Here is a 17,405-nt window from a genome sequence, read left to right as displayed (position 1 = left end):
GAAGAGAGAAGGGGGCGAGAGAAAAGAGAGAAAGGCCCCGCCCCCCCCCCCCCCCCCCCCCCCCCCCCCCCCCCCCCCCCCCCCCCCCCCCCCCCGGCCCGTGTCCCTCCTGCCGGACGCCGGCTACTTCCCGTCGCCGACCGTGATCTCGATGCTCTCCTCCGGCGCCCGCGGCGCCGGGGGCACTCCCGTACCAGGCCGCTCCTGGGCGGCCGGGTTCATCGTGGAGAGCAGCTGACGCGCCAACCCCAGACCGGTCCCGCCCATGGTCAGCGCCTTGGCGAACACGTCCGCCATGCCGTCGGCGCCGTTGAGCAGCACCATCTGGTCCACGTTCCCGAACGCCGAGGCGCCGGCGGAGACGATCTCCGGCCACTTCTCGGCCAGCTGCTGCGCGACCACCGCCTCCTGGTTCTCCGCGAGTGCCGCCGCGCGGGCCTTGATCGACTCGGCCTCCGCCAGTCCCTTCGCCCGGGTCGCCTCCGCGACCGCGAGCCCCTTGGCGTGCTGCGCCGCCGCCTCCGCCTCACCGGTGAGCCGGGTCGCCGTCGCCTTGGCCGCGCTCGCCAGCTCGGTCTCCTTCGCGTCGGCCTCGGCCGCCGAGATCCGGGCGTCACGCTCGGCCGCGGCCAGCGTCCGGGTCTCGTACGCCATCGCGTCGGCGGGCTTGCGGACCTCCGCCTGGAGCTGCTGCTCCTTACGGTGTCCCTCCAGCTCCGCGACGCGGGTCTCCTGGACGACGACCTCCTGGCGCGAGGCCGCCTCCGCCAGCGGACCGGCCTGCCGGGCCTTCGCGGACGCCTGGTCCCGCTCGGCCTGGTAGCCCGCCTGGAGGATCTCGCTGTCGCGGGTGGCCTCCGACATGCGCGCCGCGGCCTGCTGCTCGGCCTCGGTCGCCCTCCGGTTGGCCTCGGCCTGCGCGATCCGCGCGTCCCGCTGGACGGCGGCCGCGTGCGGGGCGGCCAGGTTCTTGATGTACCCGGTCGGGTCCTCGATCTCGTGGATCTGCAGCGAGTCGACGATCAGACCGAGCTTCTCCATCTCCGTGCCACAGGCCGAACGCGCCTGCCCGGTCAGCTTCTCCCGGTCACGGATCATGTCCTCCACGGTCAACCCGCCGACGATGGCGCGGAGATGACCGGCGAAGACGATGTGCACCCGCTCGCTCATGAGCTTCTGCTGGTCGAGGAAGCGGCGTGCGGCATTGGCGATCGACACGAAGTCGTCACCGACCTTGAAGATCACCACACCCCGGACCTTCAGCGGAATGCCCTGGTGGGTGACGCACTCGACGGACAGCTGGGTCTCGTTGAGGTCGAGCGAGAGCTTGCGCACCGCCTGCACGCCGGGCAGGACGAGCGTGCCCCGCCCGGTCACGATGCGGAACCCCATACCCGCGCCGAGGCCCTCGTTCTTGTGGTTGGAACCGGAGATGATCAGCGCCTCGTTGGGTTCCGCGACGCGCCACATCATCTTGAAGACGATGACGAGAACGGCGAAGGCGCCGACGACGGCGCCCGCGAGAATGCCGATGCCCATGGACATGGTCCCCCTTCACCGGAGCCGGTGCGGATCCGGTGAAGGGAGTGTGCGCCTGACGTCGGCTTCGCTCAACGGTTGCGTCAACTGTCGTACGCGGCTGTGACATAGACGGTGCGTGGAGGGAGATGTTCCATGACCATCACCACCGTTCCCACGTCGATCCGCTCCTTCGGGGAGGCCGGATGGGCGAGGAAGTGCTCGGCACCGCCCCGGATCCGGACGATCACCTCACCGACGAGACCGGGCCCGACGGTGCCGGTCACCCGGCCGAGCAGTCCCATCATCGGGGAGTCCATCGACGCGTCGTCCATGCCTGAACGGTACGTCAGATCCAGTCGTCCAGCGCGGACATGAACCCGTCGAACTCGTCCCGGTGGATCGTGTGACCCGCTCCCTTCACCGTACGCAGCTCGAATCCGCGGTCCGCCAGCATCCGGGCGTGCTCCGGTCGCACCAGGACGCTCGGATCGGCGAGGGTGACGAGGGAGGGCACCACGGGCCGGACCGGCCACATGTCGGCACCGACCCACTCCGTGAGGCCGTGCGCCGTCCGCTCGTCCCAGTCCCGTACCGACGCCATCTCCACGTCGACGTCCTCGTCCGGCCAGTGCGGGTTGAACCCCTTGATCTGCTCCCGGGTCATCGACTTGCCCCGGACGAACATCTCGGCCCGGTAGCCGCAGGGGCCGGCCGCCAGGTGCCAGGCCGGGTCGGAGTACACCGCCCGCGCCGGCGCCAGACGCTCCACCGCCCCGGCGAGCACGAGCCCGCCGAGCGAGTGGCCGATCGCCAACTCCGCCCCGGAGGGCAGCGTTTCGACGAGGTCGTCGACATGGTCCTGCGGTCGGTACGCCTCCGGGCCCGCGGCCCGGTCGCTCGCCCCGTGCCCCCGCAGGTCCACCGCTATGACCCGGTAGCCGCGCTCTGCGAGCGCCGGGCCGACCCGGCGCCAGGTGCGGCGGTCGGCCATGAGGCCGTGGACGAGCAGGGCGATCCGGTCCCCCGAACCCCAAGCGGTCGTGTGCAGACGCACGGTGCAACCTTTCTGCCGGTGCTGGGCGGGCGCCGACCGGGGACGGCGCACGCTGCGGACGAGGCGCACGGCGAGCGCGCCGGGTACCGACAGTACGACGGTGATCAAGAACGAGGTGCCGGTCGCGCACGTTCATGACACGTGTCAATCTCACCCGGCACTCCTTTCCGGCCATCCGCCACGCCCCGGGCCGGACCGTTCTGGAAAGATGCCGAGGCGATGAGTCAGTCAACCGAACACACCCCCGAACGCCCCTCCGGGCGCGCGGTCCCGACCAGCGCCGATGTCGCCCGCCTCGCGGGCGTCTCCCGGGCCACCGTCTCGTACGTCCTGAACAACACCTCGGCCGTCCGCATCAGCGAGCCCACCCGCCGCAGGGTGCGCGAAGCGGCCGAGGAGCTCGGGTACGTGCCGCACGCGGCCGCCCGCAGCCTGCGGGCCGGCCACAGCCGGATGGTGCTGCTGCCGACCTCCCACGTGCCGGTCGGACCGCTGTACAGCCGGTTCTTCAACGAGTTCCAGTGGGCCCTGCGGCGCCTCGACTACACGGTGGTCCAGTACGGCAGCGTCGGCCTGGAGGCGGAGGAGGCCGCCCGCGCCTGGGCAGAGCTCCGGCCGGTGGCCGTGGTCTCCCTCGGTGAGGTCCAGCTGACCGGGCAGGGCGTCGAGATCCTCAAGAGGTCCGGGGCGCGGGCCGTGATCACCCTCGGCACCCAGGGCGTCGAGGGCACCCACGCGCTCGTCATGGACCAGGGACAGGTGGGCGAGGCGGCCACCGCCCACCTCGTGGAGAGCGGCCGCCGCCGGATCGGCGTCGTCATCCCCGAGGAGCCGGGCCTCGCCATGTTCTCCGGCCCCCGCCTCGACGGCGCGCGGCGCGCGGTCCACGGCACCGACGCCACCGTCGTACCCCTGCCGCTGCGGTACGACGAGGAGTCGGCGAACGAGCTCGCGGCGCGCCTCCGGGAGCTCGGCCTCGACGCCGTCTTCGCCTACAACGACGAGTACGCGATGCTCCTGATGCGGGCGCTCCAGGACGCGGGCCTGGCCGTGCCGGAGGACGTCGCCGTCGTCGGCGCGGACGACCTGCTGCTCGGCCGGCTGCTGCGGCCCCGGCTCAGCACCGTGAGGATCGACATGGTGCTCGGACGCGAGCTGGCGGAGCTGGTCGACCGGGCCGTCCGGGAACCGGAGGTCCCGCCCCGCACCCGCTCGCTGCTCTCCTCGCAGGTCGTGCGGCGCGAGTCCAGCTGACCGGCCGCCCGGCGAGCGGGCGGCCGAGCGCTTAGCGTCGATCCATGAGCACAGTTCCGCAGCGTTTCGAGATCCTGCTGGTGCCCGCGCACGTCGAGGACCGGGGTGGCGCCGCCGTGACGGACAGCGCCGTGCGCACCGCCGTCGTGGAGGCGACCGGGCGGCGCGGCGAGTCGGGTTATCCGATCTACGAGGGCCACGGCATCAGGGCCGACATCGACCTGGAGACGCGCACCGTGGAGGCGCTCCTCGTCGACGGACGCGAGCTCGACTACGGCCTGACGGCCCTCGCCCGCCCGGTGGGGCGCGACTGACCTGGGGCGTCCTGTCCCGAAGGGGCCCGTTGACAGGGAGGTCCGACGGGCAGAGACTCTGCGCGCGCGCCAAGACGAGAGTGCAAAGGGCGAGAGCCCTGTCACCAGGCGAACAGAGTCGTTCCGAAGGTCACGTGGGAGAGAACCGATGAGCATCCGCGACGTCTACATCGTCGACGCCGTCCGCACCCCGATCGGGAAGTTCGGGGGCGCCCTCGCCCCGGTACGTCCCGACGACCTCGCCGGACACGTCGTCCGGGCCCTCGTGGACCGCACTCCCGCGCTCGACCCGGCGCGTGTCGACGACGTCTACTTCGGCGACGCGAACGGCGCCGGCGAGGACAACCGCGATGTCGCGCGGATGGCCGTGCTCCTCGCCGGGCTGCCCGTCACCGTGCCCGGGGTCACCGTCAACCGGCTCTGCGGCTCCGGCCTCGAGGCCGTCATCCAGGCGGCCCGCGCGATCGCCCTCGGCGACGCCTCCGTGGCGATCGCCGGCGGCGTCGAGTCGATGTCCCGAGCCCCCTGGGTCCTGCAGAAGCCCGAGCGGGCCTTCCCCGCGGGCCACCAGCAGCTGCACTCCACGACCCTCGGCTGGCGCATGACGAACCCGCGCATGCCCGCCGAGTGGACGGTCCCGCTCGGCGAGGGCGCGGAGCTGATCGCGGACAAGCACGGCATCACCCGCGAGCAGCAGGACGCCTTCGCGCTCGCCAGCCACCGCAAGGCGGCCGAGGCCTGGGCGAAGGGTCTGTACGACGACGAGGTCGTCCCCTACCCGGGGGTGGAGCTCGCCCGCGACGAGTGCATCCGCGACTCCACGTCCATGGAGGCCCTCGCCAGGCTGAAGCCCGCCTTCCGCCCCGAGGGGGGCACGGTCACGCCGGGCAACTCCTCCCCGCTCAACGACGGTGCCGCCGCCCTGCTGCTCGTCGACGAGGACGGGCTGCGCGAGACCGGCCGGGAGCCGCTCGCCCGGATCCGCACGTCCGCCGTCACCGGCATCGAGCCCCAGCTCTTCGGACTCGGCCCGGTCGAGGCGGTCCGGCGCGTCCTGGAGAAGTCGGGCCGTTCCTTCGCCGACCTGCGGACCTTCGAACTGAACGAGGCCTTCGCGGCCCAGTCGCTCGGCTGCCTCGCGGAATGGCCGGAACTGGACCCCGAGATCGTGAACCCTCGCGGTGGCGCCGTCGCCATCGGCCACCCGCTGGGCGCCTCGGGCGCCCGCCTCGCCGGATCGGTCGCCCACCAGCTGGCGGCGGCCGGCTCGGGCACCGGCCTCGCCGCCCTCTGCATCGGCGTCGGCCAGGGCCTCGCCCTGGTCCTGGAGCGCTGAGCACCCCGACGGCACACGAGGGGGTACGGAGCGACTCCCCTGACCCGGACACCACGGGACGGGGGTGCCGGGAGCCACTCCCGTGACAGGACAGCACGCGAGGGGGGCACGGGAGTCGCTCCCGTACCCCCCTCGCGGTGGATCACTTCTGCTTGGCGTCCTCGACGGACTTGCGGACCTCGTCCATGTCCAGCTTCCGCGCCTGGCCGATGACGTCCTCCAGCGCGGCTTCCGGCAGGGCGCCGGGCTGCGCGAAGATCGCCACGTTGTCGCGGACGATCATCAGCGTCGGGATCGAGCGGATCTCGAACGCCGCCGCCAGCTCCGGCTGCGCCTCGGTGTCCACCTTGGCGAAGACCAGGTCCTCGTGGCGCTGCGAGGCCGCGTCGTACACCGGGGCGAACTGACGGCAGGGACCGCACCACGAAGCCCAGAAGTCGATCAGGACGAACTCGTTCCCACTCACGACCTCGTCGAAGTTGTCCTTGGTGAGCTCTACGGTGCTCATTGTTCCTACCTTTCGGGGATCTCCTGGCGGTGTCCTCACGGTCCCCTGGGGACTCGCCCCGCACAACGGCGTATCGAGCCGCGCTATTCCGTGCGCTGAGCCAGACTGTCACCCATGACACGAACGGTGGAGAGCGAGCACGAGTACGACGTGGTGGTCCTGGGGGCGGGCCCGGTGGGGGAGAACGTCGTCGACCGGGTGCGGGCCGCCGGCCTCAGCGCCGCGATCGTCGAGAGCGAGCTGATCGGCGGCGAGTGCTCGTACTGGGCCTGCATGCCCAGCAAGGCCCTTCTGCGCCCCGTGATCGCCCGCTCCGACGCCCGGAAGGTGGCGGGCCTGCGCGAGGCGGTCCGAGGCCCGCTCGACGCCTCCGAGGTGTTCGCCCACCGGGACGAGGTCGTCGGCGACTGGACGGACGACGGCCAGGTGGACTGGCTCGACTCGATCGGCGTACGGATCTTCCGGGGCCACGGCCGTCTCCTCGGGCCGCGCCGGGTCGAGGTCTCGGGCCCCGAGGGCGAGCGCCACGTCCTCACCGCCCGCCACGCGGTCGCCGTCTGCACCGGCAGCCGCGCCGTCCTCCCCGACCTGCCCGGCCTGTCCGGGGCACGCCCCTGGACCAGCCGTGAGGCGACCAGCTCCGACCGGGTGCCGGGGCGGCTCGTCGTGGTCGGCGGGGGAGTCGTGGGCGTCGAGATGGCGACCGCCTGGCACGCCTTCGGATCGAAGGTCACGATGCTCGTACGGGGCGGGGGACTGCTGCCCCGGATGGAACCCTTCGTCGGTGAGCACGTGGCCGCGGCCCTCACCGCGCGCGGCGCGGACATCCTGACCGGCGTCTCGGTCACCGCGGTCGTACGCGACGGCGGTACGGGACCGGTCACCGTGGTCCTGGAGGGCGGCGACCACGTCGAGGGCGACCAGGTGCTGTTCGCGACCGGCCGGGCCCCGCGCACGGAGGACATCGGCCTGGAGAGCGTCGGCCTGGAGCCGGGCTCCTGGCTCGACGTCGACGACAGCCTCAAGGTCACCGGGACCGACTGGCTGTACGCGGTCGGGGACGTCAACCACCGCGCGCTCCTGACCCACCAGGGCAAGTACCAGGCCCGGATCGCCGGGGCAGCGATCGCGGCCCGCGCGAAGGGAACCGATGCCCTGGACGCGTCGAGCTGGGGCCCGCACGCGGCCACCGCCGACCACGCCGCCGTACCGCAGGTGGTGTTCAGCGACCCCGAGGCGGCCGCCGTCGGACTCTCGCTCGCCGAGGCGGAGCGGGCCGGCCACCGGGTCAGGGCCGTGGACCTCGACATGAGCCACGTCGCCGGGGCGGGGCTCTACGCCCAGGGCTACCGGGGGCACGCCCGGATGGTCGTCGACCTCGACCGCGAGGTGATCCTCGGCGCGACCTTCGTCGGCCCGGGCATCGGCGAGCTCGTCCACTCGGCGACGGTCGCGGTCGTCGGCGAGGTCCCGATCGCCCGCCTGTGGCACGCCGTACCGTCGTACCCGACGCTGAGCGAAGCGTGGCTGCGCCTCCTCGAGGCCTACCGGGGCTGACGATCCGTCAGGAAGCGGGGCCGCCCGGGACGTCCCCGGCGCCGGGGGCGTACGGGGTGATCAACGCCCGTACCGCCGACCGGGCCACCTCCAGGGCGGGCCGCGGATCACGGCCGGACTCCTGGCCCAGGACGACCCGGGTGCTCAACCCGTCGAGCAGGGCCAGGAGTTCGGAGGCGCGCGCCCCGGCGTCGAGCGGGGCGAAGCGCCGCCGTGCGACGCCCGCCGCGAGCAGCGCCTCCAGGTCCTCGTGCCACCCTCGGTCCAGCTCCTCCTGGGCCTCGCCGAGCGCACTGTTGCCGGGGGTGCGGGCCCACAGCTCGATCCACAGGGTCCAGCGCGGATCACGCGGCCCGCGCGGCAGGTAGAGCAGCAGGAACCGGTCGAGCTTTCGCTCGGCCGTGATCCGCCGGGACAGCAGCGCGCGGCGCTCCTCGGCGAGCGCGGCCTCGCTCCACCGGAGGGCGGCGAGCAGCAGCAGGTCCTTGCTGCCGAAGTAGTACAGGATGTGGCCGCCGCTCGTGCCGAGCCGCTCCGCGAGTGCCGACATCGTGAGCGAGGAGAGGCCGTCCTCGGCGATCGCCGTCATGGCCTCTTCCAGCATCCGTTCCTGGGTGACGTGCCCGTCCCGCCGTCGTGCCGCCCCTGCCACAGCCACCGTCCCCGTTCCGCCGATCCGCCTGTGCCTTTGCTGGGTCGACCTTAATCGCAACCTCGAAGGTCTTGACGTGGCCGGAACCCATCGCACATCTTGAATGCCATTCAAGAACTTAGAACGTCATTCAAGGCGGCGTTCGAGACAGCGTTCACGGCAGCGCTCACGACAGCGTCCAGGCGACGCTCAGGATCAGGAGGTGCGGTGTGCTCGGACACGAGACGGCGCCCGGGGCCACGGGTGCCACGGCGACCACGGCCCGGGACGAGGTGTTCCAGGTCGAGGAGCACGGGATCGACCCCATCCCCGACGCGGAACGGCACGGCAGCGCCAAGGACGTCTTCTGGCTCTGGTTCGGCTCGAACCTCACCTTCACCTACGTCATCAACGGCGCCCTCGCCGTCACCTTCGGGCTCTCCTTCTGGCAGGCCACCGCGGTCGTCGTGATCGGCGGCCTCTCCTTCCTCGCCATCGGTGCCGCCGGCCTCAGCGGCGTCCGCACCGGCACCGCCACCCTCGTCATCTCACGCGCCGCCTTCGGCCTGCGCGGCAACTGGCCGGCCGGTCTGCTCAACTGGATCGTCAGCATCGGCTACACCATCGTGAACACCGTGGTGGGCACCCTCGCCCTCGAAGCCTTCTTCGCCGACCTCGGCTGGAGCGGCGGCTCCACCACCCGCGCCCTGGCCCTCGGCGTCACCCTCGCGCTGACCTTCGCCGTCGCCCTCTGGGGCCACGCCACCATCCAGTTCGCCGAACGCTGGATGGCCTACGTCCTCGCCGTCGGATTCGCCGCCCTGCTCGTCCTCGTCCTGCCGGGCGCCGACACCTCCGCACCCTCCGCCGCACCCGGCGCCGCCGGCTGGAGCCTCGCCTTCGTCGTGATGCTCGCCGGCCCCTTCTCGTACCTCCCCATGCCCGCCGACTACACCCGCTACCTGCCCCGTACCACCTCCCTCAGAGCCGTCACCTGGAGCGGAGCCCTCGGCGGCTTCGTCTCCTCCGTCGCCCTGGGGGTGGCCGGGGTGGCCGCCGCCACCCAGGTGGACATGACCGACGCCGTCGCCGGCACCGAGAGCCTGCTCCCCGGCTGGTTCCAGCCGCTCTTCCTCGCCCTGGTGCTCGGCGGGTCCGTCACCAACTCGATCATCACGCTCTACTCGTCGAGCCTGAACCTCCAGGTCCTCGGCATCCCCTGGAGCCGGGCCCGCGCCATCGTCATCAGCGCCGCCGTGACCGCCGCCGGCTCCCTCGGCGCCCTCTTCCTCACCGACTTCACCACCTCGCTCCTCTCCTTCCTCTCCCTCCTGATCATCGTCTTCGCCCCCTGGGGCGGGGTCTTCCTCGCCGACATGGTGCTCCGCCGCTGCACCTACGACTCCGCCGGACTGCACGCGAGCACCGGCGGCGCCTACTGGTACCGCTCCGGCTGGCACCCGCCCGGCCTGGTCGCACTCCTCGCGGGCCTGCTCTTCTCGGCGCTGACCTGCGACTCCGAGCTGTGGACCGGCCCGCTCGTCGCCCCGCTCGGCGGCGCGGACCTCACGCTGCTCGGCGCCGGAGTCTCGGCGCTCGTCTACGGGCTCCTCGCGCGCCGGACGGTCGCGCCGGTCCGCCCCTGAGCCCCCGCACGCCCCGTAACCACCTGAACCCCTCGTACGTACGTCACGGAGTCACCCCGCATGAACGGCACCACCACCCCTTCCTCCGCCTCCTCCGGCCCCTTCCCCGCCGACCTCCTCCTCACCGGCGCACGGATCCACACCGTCGACCCCGCGCTCCCCGAGGCCGAGGCCCTCGCCGTCCGCGACGGCCGGATCGTCTGGATCGGCTCCGACGCGGAGGCACGCGCCTGGGCCGGGCCCGGCACCCGGGTACTCGACGCCGGCGGACGACTCGTCCTGCCCGGCTTCGTCGACGCCCACAACCACGTCCGCCTCGGCTCCGACGACGCGTGTGTCCAGCTCGCGGGCGCCCGCACCCTCGACGCGATCCACGACCGGATCCGCGCCTGGCACACCGCACACCCCGACGCCGAATGGATCGAGGCCGAGGCCTTCGACTACTCCGCCGTCCCCGACGGGCGCATGCCCACCGCCGCCGACCTCGACCCGGCCACCGGCGACACCCCCGCCCTCGTCCTCAGCTACGACGTCCACACCGCCTGGCTCAACACCGCCGCCCTCCGCAGGCTCGGCGTCGACCGCGACCACACCGACCTCCCCTTCGGGCGGGCCGTCACCGACCCGACGACCGGCGAACCCACCGGATTCGTCAAGGACTTCGCCGTCAAGGGACTCTCCCGCGACGGCCACCGCGCCCTGCGCGACCTCGGCGTCCCCTGGGCCGCGCCGGACCGGCAGTACGGCCGGCTCGCCAAGAGCCTCGACGACGCCATCGGCTTCGGCATCACCACCGTCGTCGAACCCCAGAACTCCCTCGACGACCTCGCCCTCTTCCAGCGCGCCCGCGCCGAGGGGCGCCTGCGCTCCCGGATCGTCGCCGCGCTCTTCCACCCGCGCGGCACGACCGACACCGACCTGGACGAATTCCAGGCCGTGGCCGAGGAGTTCACGGACGACCGGCTGCGGGTCGGACCCCTCAAGCTGTACATCGACGACGTCGTGGAACCCCGTACGGCCGCCCTCCTGGAACCGTACGCGGGCTGCGCCCACCACCGCGGCGACACCTTCTACCCGCCCGAGGAGTTCGCCGAACTGCTCACCCGGCTCGATGCGCGCGGCTTCCAGTGCTTCGTCCACGCCACCGGCGACCGGGGCATCCGGACCGTGCTCGACTCCGTCGAGCGGGCCCGCGCCGCCAACGGGCCACGCGACGCCCGCCACCAGATCGTCCACGTCGAATGCCTCGACCCGGCCGACACCCCGCGCTTCGCCGAGCTCGGCGTCGTCGCCTGCATGCAGCCCCGGCACGCCGCCCCGGACATCGCGGGACCGGGCCAGGACTGGGCCGAGAACGTCGGCCCCGACCGCTGGCACAAGGCCTGGCCGCTGCGCAGCCTGCGCGAGGCGGGTGCCGTCCTCGCCCTCTCCAGCGACTGGAACGTCGCCGAGATGGACCCCATGGTCGGCATCCACGCCGCCGTGACCCGCCGCCCGCCCGGCGGCGGGGAGGCGTGGACGGCGGGGGAGACCCTCGACGTCGAGACCGCCGTCGAGGGCTACACGATGGGCTCGGCGTACGCCAACTTCCTGGAGCACGAGCGGGGTTCGCTGACCGTCGGCAAGCTCGCCGACTTCGTCGTCCTCTCCCGCGACATCCTGCGCATCGCCCCGGAGGAGATCCCGGGCACGGTGGCGGACACGGTGGTGGTGGGCGGCGAGGTGGTCGTGGAGCGCTGAGCGGCTGAACGGGGGCGCGCGGACTCGACCCGTCGGACCCCGACCGGGCCCGACGGAGTCGATGGGCCCGACGGACCCGGCTCGACCCGGCCCGACCCGGCCCGAGCCGAGCCGGCCTGAGCCGACCCGACCCGACCTGAGCCGAGCCGACCTGAGCCGACCCGGCTTCGGCCGAGATCAGGATCGCCGGGCGGTGGTGTCGGTGCCTGGGTGAGTGGCGACGTAGAGGCTGTCGCCGCGCAGGCCGAGCCCGTGGATGTGGCTGAGGGCAGGGGGCGCGGCGGCGGGGCGGCCCGCCCTCCGAGAGGGGGCGGGCCGCCCGTGGCGCACGGACGGGTCCGTGTACCGCATGCCGTTGTGCGGTGTGCCGTGTGTGCGGGAAGGGGAAGCCGGACCGGATCAGAGCCGGTCGAGGATCTTCCTCAGGGCGGCGACCTCGTCGGTCTGGGTCCGTACGACGTCGTCGGCGAGCGCCTTGGCGGTGGGGTTCTCGCCGTTCTTCTGCTCGTCCTTCGCCATGTCGACGGCGCCGTCGTGGTGGGCGATCATCAGCTCGGCGAACGTGCGGTCGAAGGCCCTTCCCTTGGCGGCGGCGAGGTCCTCCATGTCCTGCTCGGACATCATCCCGGCCATGCCGTGGCCGCCCCCGCCGCCGGCGCCGTGGCCGGCGGACCCGGACCTGCCCCAGCCCTTGAGCCAGGCCTTCATCTTCTGGATCTCGGGGTCCTGGGCCTGCTCGATCGCGGTGACCAGCTTCTTGATCTCGGGGTCCTCGGCCCGACCCTCGGCGAGCTTCGCCATCTCCAGGGCCTGCTCGTGGTGGGGGATCATCATCTGCGCGAACATGACGTCCGCGTCGTTGAAGGCACCGGGGGCGGCGGCCACGCCGGCGGAGGCGGAGGCGGAAGGGGCGGCCGACGGAGAACCGGACGCGGAGGCGGACGCCGTGGCGGACGGACCGCCGTGGTCCATTCCGCTCGTGCCGCTGCTGCCGTCGTCCGTGCCGCAGGCGGTGAGCAGCAGCCCGGTCGCGGTGGCGGCGCCGACGAGGGCGAACTTCCTGGCGGTGCGGTGGGTGAAGGAACGCATGGGTGACACCTCGTGTGCTGGTCGTACGTACGGAAAGGGCAGGCCGAAGGCGTTCACGGGCAGCGCGAGGCGCCCGCGGTGGCGGTACGGCCTAGATCCGCAGGACGGACAGCTGAGCGAGGTCGGGAGGGCGGGGCGGGGGCGCGTGCGGCCCCAGCGAGGGCGCCAGCCGCGCGAGCAGCAGGGTGAGCCAGTCGGGGCGGCGGCCGAGCGCGGCCCTGACGAGCCCCGCGAAGAGCCAGCCGGCGAGGACGGCCACGCACAGGGTGGTCATGTCCATCCCCGAACCCGGCTCGTGCCCCTCGTCGGCGCCGGATCCCCCGTCATCGTGGGGGACGGCGGAGTGGTGGGCGGACGTCGAGCCGGTCTCCTCGCCGCCGGCGGACCCCTCGGGGTGGCCGACGGCGTGCATCAGGAACACCCCGAGCGCGAGCACGACGACGAGCAGAAGATGCGCCAGGGCACCTTCTGCTCGACTGCGGCGTTCCGCTCGGTGTGTACGCACGGCCAGGACCTCCTGGCCGCCGAATATACCGGACGGGGGTATCTAGGGCGCGTCAGGCCGGACGTGTCTCGCCCGCCATCGCGGCGGCCATCCGCAGGTGCGGGGCGGCCTCGTCCGTGCGCCCCAGGCGCTCCAGGGTGCGGCCGAGCATCAGCCGGGCGTAGTGCTCGACCGGGTCGCGCTCCAGGATCGCCCGCAGCTCGGCCTCGGCCCGGGAGAGCTGGGCGGAGTGGTAGTAGGCCCGGGCGAGAAGGAGTCGCTGGGCCGTCTGCTCCGGGTGCTCCGCGACCAGCCCGGTGAGGATGCGGACGGCTGTTCCGTACTCCTTCGCGTCGAAGAAGAGCCGGGCGCGGTCCCAGCGCTCGCCGGCCGTTCCGAACTCGTAGTACGTGTCGCTCACTTGCTCGCCCTTTCCCGAGGCCCGGATCTGTCACCCTGTGGGGTGGTCGACCAGGTCAACACACCGAGATGGTTGAACATTCCACGATGGTGGCCGTCTCCGGACAGGAACAGGTTGAGCATGAGCAATCTTGATCGTCAGGCCGCGCTGACCGTGTGCGGCGGCCGTGGATTCGTCGTCGCCGAGCCGGTAAGGGAACTCCTCAGCCCCCGGCGCGTCCAGCTCGGCGAGTCGACCGAGGTCCGCCGCCTGCTCCCGAACCTGGGCCGGCGGATGGTCGGGGCGTGGGCGTTCGTCGACCACTACGGGCCGGACGACATCGCCGACGAACCGGGCATGCAGGTCCCGCCGCACCCGCACATGGGTCTCCAGACCGTCAGCTGGCTCCACGAGGGCGAGGTCCTGCACCGCGACTCCACCGGCAGCCTCCAGACCATCGGGCCGCGCGAGCTCGGCCTGATGACCTCGGGACGGGCCATCTCCCACTCGGAGGAGAGCCCGCGGCCGCACGCCCGCTTCCTCCATGGAGCACAGCTCTGGGTGGCCCTCCCCGACGCCCACCGCCATGTGGAGCCGCACTTCCAGCACCACGCCGACCTGCCCCGGGTCACGAGCCCGGGCCTGACGGCCACCGTGATCCTCGGAGAGCTCGACGGCGCCGCCTCGCCCGGCACGACGTACAGCCCGATCGTCGGCGCCGACCTCGCGCTCACTGCCGGCACGGAGACCCGCCTCCCCCTGGACCCGGACTTCGAGTACGCGGTCCTCGCCATGTCCGGCGAGGCCCACGTCGACGGAGTCCCGGTCCTGCCCGGCTCCATGCTCTACCTCGGCTGCGGCCGCACCGAGCTCCCCCTCCGCGCGGCCTCCGACACCGGCCTGATGCTCCTCGGAGGCGAACCGTTCGAGGAGGAGATCGTCATGTGGTGGAACTTCGTCGGCCGCACGGACGAGGAGATCCGGGAAGCGAGAGAGGCCTGGACGAAGGGCGACCGCTTCGGCGAGGTGAAGGGCTACGGCGGAGACCGCCTGGACGCGCCGGACGTCCCCCCGACCCCGCTCAAGGCGCGAGGACGGGTGCGATGACCTGGGCTTCTCCAGCCTGAGACGGGCGATGTGGGTCGGGGGAGAGAAGGTGGTCTCGACCGGCAGGTCCTGAGACCACCGCCCCGCGCCGAGCGCCTCCCGGCCCGCCGGGGACCGCGCCGGAACCACGAGCCGACGGAGTGCGTTTCAGAGTTCGGGCGAAGTCGGCACGGAGCAAGGCGAAGTGGCATGCCGTCAGTCGCCCGAAGGCGAGCAGGACGGGGCGAGGGAGAGTCGTTATGTCGCAGGGCTGGAAGGCCACGGTCATCGTGCTGGCGATCGTCGGTGTCGTTTCCACACCTCTGATATGGCTCCTGGACAGCCCTGACAGGGGCCAGCTGGTCGGGGCCTCGGTCCAGGCGGCTGTCGGCATCGCCGCCCTGGTCTGGGCCCTGTTCCAGCGACCTTCCTCAAGCGGCCCTGTGGACAAGGCCAGGCAGACGGGCACGGCCACCGGCGGCGGTGTGACCGGTGTCAAGCGGCCGGGCGGCCGTGGGCGTGGCTCAGCCACCGCGGAGCGGACGGGCGATGCCGGCGGCGGCAACTCCGTCTCCGGCATCGACTACTCGAACTAGGCGGCCCCGCACCCATGGCGAAACCAGCCTCGGGCTCGTCCCACGGGGAGACACCGGAGCCGTCGGTGAGCGTGCGGGACACGGGCCATGCCCACGCCGTCGGCGACGAGACGGCCGTGACCGGCTACCGCGGCCCCGCCCCCGAAGGCGGCTCCAGACCTCCTGTCTCCGTGCATCTGTCCCACACCGGCCATGCGACCGCCTCCGGCGGCGGAACGGCGATCAGCGGCTACGTCCACCACCTCACCGTGCAGCGAGGCGTGCAGGAGCCGGCCTCCTGGCCGCACCAGATCGGCGTGATCCCCTCCCCGGCACGATCCTTCCTGCATCGCGCCGAAGCGGACCGGCTCAGGGCGGCGGTCGAAGGCGGAGGCACTGCGGTGCTCTCCCAGGTCCTGACCGGTATGGGTGGGGTGGGCAAGACGCAGCTTGCCGCCGACCATGCCCGAGCCGCCTGGGACGCGGGCGACCTGGACGTCCTGGTCTGGGCCAGTGCGAGCGCCCGGTCGCCGGTGGTGACCGCCTACGCGCAGGCCGGCGTGGAACTGTGCCGGGCCGACGTCGACGACCCCGAACTGGCCGCCAAGAAGTTCCTGGCCTGGCTGGCCCCCAAGGCCGGGCAACGGCCGTGCCGGTGGCTGATCGTCCTGGACGACGTCGCCGACCCCAACGACATGGTCCTCCACCCAGACGACCCGGGCGATCGCTACAGTCTGTGGCCGCCCGACAGTCCGCACGGCCGGACCCTGCTCACCACCCGCCGGCGCGACGCCGCCCTGTTCGGAGAAGGCCGCCGCCGGATCGAGGTCGGCCTCTTCACCCCCGCCGAATCCGCCGCCTATCTCACGGCATCGCTGGGAGCCCACGGACGGACGGAGCCGACCGACCAGCTCATCGCCCTGGCACGCGATCTCGGACACCTCCCCCTGGCCCTGGCGCAGGCCGCCGCCTTCCTCGTCGACTCCGGCGAGACCGCCGTCGCCTACCGTCGACTGCTGGCCGACCGCGCCACGAAACTCGTCGATCTCTCCCCCGACGCCCTGCCCGACGGGCAGACGAACGCCTTTGCCGCTGCATGGTCCCTGTCCCTCGATCGCGCCGACACCCTGCGCCCCGTGGGCCTGGCCCGCCCGATGCTCCACCTGGCCTCCCTGCTCGACGCCAACGGCATCCCGCACGACGTCATGACCTGCGAATCAGTCCGCGTCCACCTCGCCGCACACCGCACCACGACGGACCCTCATCCCGGTACTGAACTCGGCCCCGTCTCCACCTCGGAGGCGGTGCGGGCCTTGAGGGCCTTGGACCGGCTCAGCCTCGTCGAGCACGAACCCGACACTCCGCACCAAGCCGTCCGTGTCCACCAGCTCATCCAGCGCGCCACCCGTGACACCCTCACCCCCCACGAGCATGACCAGGCTGCCGACATCGCCGCCGACGCCCTCACAGCCGCCTGGCCTTCCGTCGAACGCGACACCGATCTTGTCCGGGCACTGCGCTCCAACGCCGACGCCCTCAGCCGCCATGCCGAAGCCGCCCTGTACGGGCCGGGCGTACACCCGATGCTGTTCCGACTCGGCCGCAGCCTCGGCACATCGGGGCAGGTCACTGCGGCCATCGACCACTTCCAGCGCCTTTGCGACACCGCCTCCGCCCACCTCGGCGGCGACCACCCCGACACGCTCACCGCACGAGGTGACCTCGCCGACTGGCAGGGAAAGGCAGGGGATGTGGCCGGGGCCGCGGAGGCCTTCGCCGGCCTCCTGGAATCCATGGTGAGGGTGATGGGCGAGGACCACCCCGACACTCTCGCCACCCGGGGGAACCTGGCCACGTGGCGGTGGGAGGCGGGGGATGTGGCCGGCGCGACACAGGCTCTCGCCGCCCTGCTGGGCGATCACACGCGCGTGCTGGGCGAGGACGACCCCGACACTCTCACCACCCGCAGCAACCTCGCCACCATGCGAGGGGAGGCGGGGGACGTGATCGGGGCCGCGCGGGATTTCGCCGTTCTGCTGCCTGATCGGATGCGCGTGTTGGGCAGGGACCACCCCGACACCCTCGTCACTCAGGGCAACCTCGCCATCTGGCGGGGACGGGCGGGTGACGCCGCGGGCGCTGTGGAGGCCTTCGCGGCGCTGTTGGGTGATCACACGCGGGTGCTGGGCGGGGATCATCCCGACACTCTC

Annotated in this window: 17 protein-coding genes; 9 read left to right on the top strand and 8 right to left on the bottom strand. The window is 72.6% G+C overall.

The window, feature by feature from the left end:
* Window positions 1-123 precede the first annotated feature (123 nt).
* The 3 genes from ACZ4XX_RS01225 to ACZ4XX_RS01215 all read right to left on the bottom strand — a co-directional run bounded on the left by ACZ4XX_RS01225 (window position 124) and on the right by ACZ4XX_RS01215 (window position 2,575).
* The gene (locus ACZ4XX_RS01225; protein WP_468505918.1) at window positions 124-1,539 is read right to left on the bottom strand and encodes a flotillin family protein; all 1,416 of its coding nucleotides are present in this window, start codon (window positions 1,537-1,539) and stop codon (window positions 124-126) included.
* 83 nt (window positions 1,540-1,622) lie between these two features.
* Window positions 1,623-1,853, bottom strand: a complete 231-nt coding sequence (locus ACZ4XX_RS01220) for a hypothetical protein (RefSeq protein ID WP_468505917.1) — start codon at window positions 1,851-1,853, stop codon at window positions 1,623-1,625.
* Window positions 1,854-1,867: 14 nt separating this feature from the next.
* On the bottom strand, window positions 1,868-2,575 hold the full coding sequence (locus tag ACZ4XX_RS01215; protein WP_468505916.1) for an alpha/beta fold hydrolase: 708 nt from the start codon (window positions 2,573-2,575) through the stop codon (window positions 1,868-1,870).
* Window positions 2,576-2,794: 219 nt separating this feature from the next.
* Between ACZ4XX_RS01215 and ACZ4XX_RS01210 the strand changes: the two genes are divergently transcribed.
* The 3 genes from ACZ4XX_RS01210 to ACZ4XX_RS01200 all read left to right on the top strand — a co-directional run bounded on the left by ACZ4XX_RS01210 (window position 2,795) and on the right by ACZ4XX_RS01200 (window position 5,479).
* The gene (locus ACZ4XX_RS01210) at window positions 2,795-3,829 is read left to right on the top strand and encodes a LacI family DNA-binding transcriptional regulator (RefSeq protein ID WP_468505915.1); all 1,035 of its coding nucleotides are present in this window, start codon (window positions 2,795-2,797) and stop codon (window positions 3,827-3,829) included.
* Between the two features lie 44 nt (window positions 3,830-3,873).
* A complete protein-coding gene (locus ACZ4XX_RS01205) occupies window positions 3,874-4,143 on the top strand; it encodes a hypothetical protein (protein WP_468505914.1) in 270 nt (89 codons plus the stop codon).
* 148 nt (window positions 4,144-4,291) lie between these two features.
* Window positions 4,292-5,479 carry a thiolase family protein gene (locus tag ACZ4XX_RS01200; protein ID WP_468505913.1) on the top strand — a complete coding sequence of 396 codons (1,188 nt, stop codon included), beginning with the start codon at window positions 4,292-4,294 and terminating at the stop codon, window positions 5,477-5,479.
* A 142-nt stretch (window positions 5,480-5,621) separates the two neighbouring features.
* Here ACZ4XX_RS01200 and trxA read toward each other — a convergent pair whose 3' ends face one another.
* Entirely contained in the window at window positions 5,622-5,987 is a 366-nt protein-coding gene (trxA, locus tag ACZ4XX_RS01195; RefSeq protein WP_468505912.1) for a thioredoxin, read from the bottom strand.
* A gap of 114 nt (window positions 5,988-6,101) precedes the next feature.
* On the opposite strand from trxA, the gene ACZ4XX_RS01190 reads away from it, so the two are divergent.
* On the top strand, window positions 6,102-7,544 hold the full coding sequence (locus ACZ4XX_RS01190; protein ID WP_468505911.1) for a dihydrolipoyl dehydrogenase family protein: 1,443 nt from the start codon (window positions 6,102-6,104) through the stop codon (window positions 7,542-7,544).
* Window positions 7,545-7,551: 7 nt separating this feature from the next.
* Here the strand turns inward: ACZ4XX_RS01190 and ACZ4XX_RS01185 are convergent, their stop codons facing one another.
* Complete coding sequence (locus ACZ4XX_RS01185) at window positions 7,552-8,196, bottom strand: TetR/AcrR family transcriptional regulator (protein ID WP_468505933.1); 645 nt, start codon at window positions 8,194-8,196, stop codon at window positions 7,552-7,554.
* Window positions 8,197-8,405: 209 nt separating this feature from the next.
* Between ACZ4XX_RS01185 and ACZ4XX_RS01180 the strand changes: the two genes are divergently transcribed.
* Both ACZ4XX_RS01180 and ACZ4XX_RS01175 read left to right on the top strand, forming a co-directional pair.
* Window positions 8,406-9,821, top strand: a complete 1,416-nt coding sequence (locus ACZ4XX_RS01180) for a purine-cytosine permease family protein (RefSeq protein WP_468505910.1) — start codon at window positions 8,406-8,408, stop codon at window positions 9,819-9,821.
* A gap of 60 nt (window positions 9,822-9,881) precedes the next feature.
* Entirely contained in the window at window positions 9,882-11,561 is a 1,680-nt protein-coding gene (locus tag ACZ4XX_RS01175; RefSeq protein WP_468505909.1) for an amidohydrolase, read from the top strand.
* Window positions 11,562-11,960: 399 nt separating this feature from the next.
* On the opposite strand, the gene ACZ4XX_RS01170 is transcribed toward ACZ4XX_RS01175, so the two are convergent.
* The 3 genes from ACZ4XX_RS01170 to ACZ4XX_RS01160 form a co-directional block, all read right to left on the bottom strand.
* Window positions 11,961-12,650, bottom strand: a complete 690-nt coding sequence (locus ACZ4XX_RS01170) for a DUF305 domain-containing protein (RefSeq protein ID WP_468505908.1) — start codon at window positions 12,648-12,650, stop codon at window positions 11,961-11,963.
* Window positions 12,651-12,741: 91 nt separating this feature from the next.
* Window positions 12,742-13,155 carry a DUF6153 family protein gene (locus ACZ4XX_RS01165; protein WP_468505907.1) on the bottom strand — a complete coding sequence of 138 codons (414 nt, stop codon included), beginning with the start codon at window positions 13,153-13,155 and terminating at the stop codon, window positions 12,742-12,744.
* A gap of 52 nt (window positions 13,156-13,207) precedes the next feature.
* Window positions 13,208-13,555: a tetratricopeptide repeat protein gene (locus ACZ4XX_RS01160; RefSeq protein ID WP_468505906.1), complete on the bottom strand. Its 348-nt coding sequence runs from the start codon at window positions 13,553-13,555 to the stop codon at window positions 13,208-13,210.
* Between the two features lie 120 nt (window positions 13,556-13,675).
* Between ACZ4XX_RS01160 and ACZ4XX_RS01155 the strand changes: the two genes are divergently transcribed.
* The 3 genes from ACZ4XX_RS01155 to ACZ4XX_RS01145 form a co-directional block, all read left to right on the top strand.
* Entirely contained in the window at window positions 13,676-14,641 is a 966-nt protein-coding gene (locus ACZ4XX_RS01155) for a pirin family protein (RefSeq protein ID WP_468505905.1), read from the top strand.
* Window positions 14,642-14,880: 239 nt separating this feature from the next.
* On the top strand, window positions 14,881-15,216 hold the full coding sequence (locus ACZ4XX_RS01150) for a hypothetical protein (RefSeq protein ID WP_468505904.1): 336 nt from the start codon (window positions 14,881-14,883) through the stop codon (window positions 15,214-15,216).
* Window positions 15,217-15,281: 65 nt separating this feature from the next.
* Window positions 15,282-17,405: tetratricopeptide repeat protein (locus ACZ4XX_RS01145; protein ID WP_468505903.1), on the top strand; the 2,124-nt coding region annotated here is incomplete at its 3' end.

This window comes from Streptomyces sp. NPDC029956 (assembly GCF_055574655.1).
This window is presented reverse-complemented; position numbering and strand designations above follow the sequence as displayed.

Coding starts and splice junctions, on each gene's coding strand:
- ACZ4XX_RS01225 (WP_468505918.1), bottom strand. CDS start 1,539: ATGGGCATCGGCATTCTCGCGGGCGCCGTCGTCGGCGCCTTCGCCGTT.
- ACZ4XX_RS01220 (WP_468505917.1), bottom strand. CDS start 1,853: ATGGACGACGCGTCGATGGACTCCCCGATGATGGGACTGCTCGGCCGG.
- ACZ4XX_RS01210 (WP_468505915.1), top strand. CDS start 2,795: ATGAGTCAGTCAACCGAACACACCCCCGAACGCCCCTCCGGGCGCGCG.
- ACZ4XX_RS01205 (WP_468505914.1), top strand. CDS start 3,874: ATGAGCACAGTTCCGCAGCGTTTCGAGATCCTGCTGGTGCCCGCGCAC.
- ACZ4XX_RS01200 (WP_468505913.1), top strand. CDS start 4,292: ATGAGCATCCGCGACGTCTACATCGTCGACGCCGTCCGCACCCCGATC.
- trxA (WP_468505912.1), bottom strand. CDS start 5,987: ATGAGCACCGTAGAGCTCACCAAGGACAACTTCGACGAGGTCGTGAGT.
- ACZ4XX_RS01190 (WP_468505911.1), top strand. CDS start 6,102: ATGACACGAACGGTGGAGAGCGAGCACGAGTACGACGTGGTGGTCCTG.
- ACZ4XX_RS01175 (WP_468505909.1), top strand. CDS start 9,882: ATGAACGGCACCACCACCCCTTCCTCCGCCTCCTCCGGCCCCTTCCCC.
- ACZ4XX_RS01170 (WP_468505908.1), bottom strand. CDS start 12,650: ATGCGTTCCTTCACCCACCGCACCGCCAGGAAGTTCGCCCTCGTCGGC.
- ACZ4XX_RS01155 (WP_468505905.1), top strand. CDS start 13,676: ATGAGCAATCTTGATCGTCAGGCCGCGCTGACCGTGTGCGGCGGCCGT.
- ACZ4XX_RS01150 (WP_468505904.1), top strand. CDS start 14,881: ATGTCGCAGGGCTGGAAGGCCACGGTCATCGTGCTGGCGATCGTCGGT.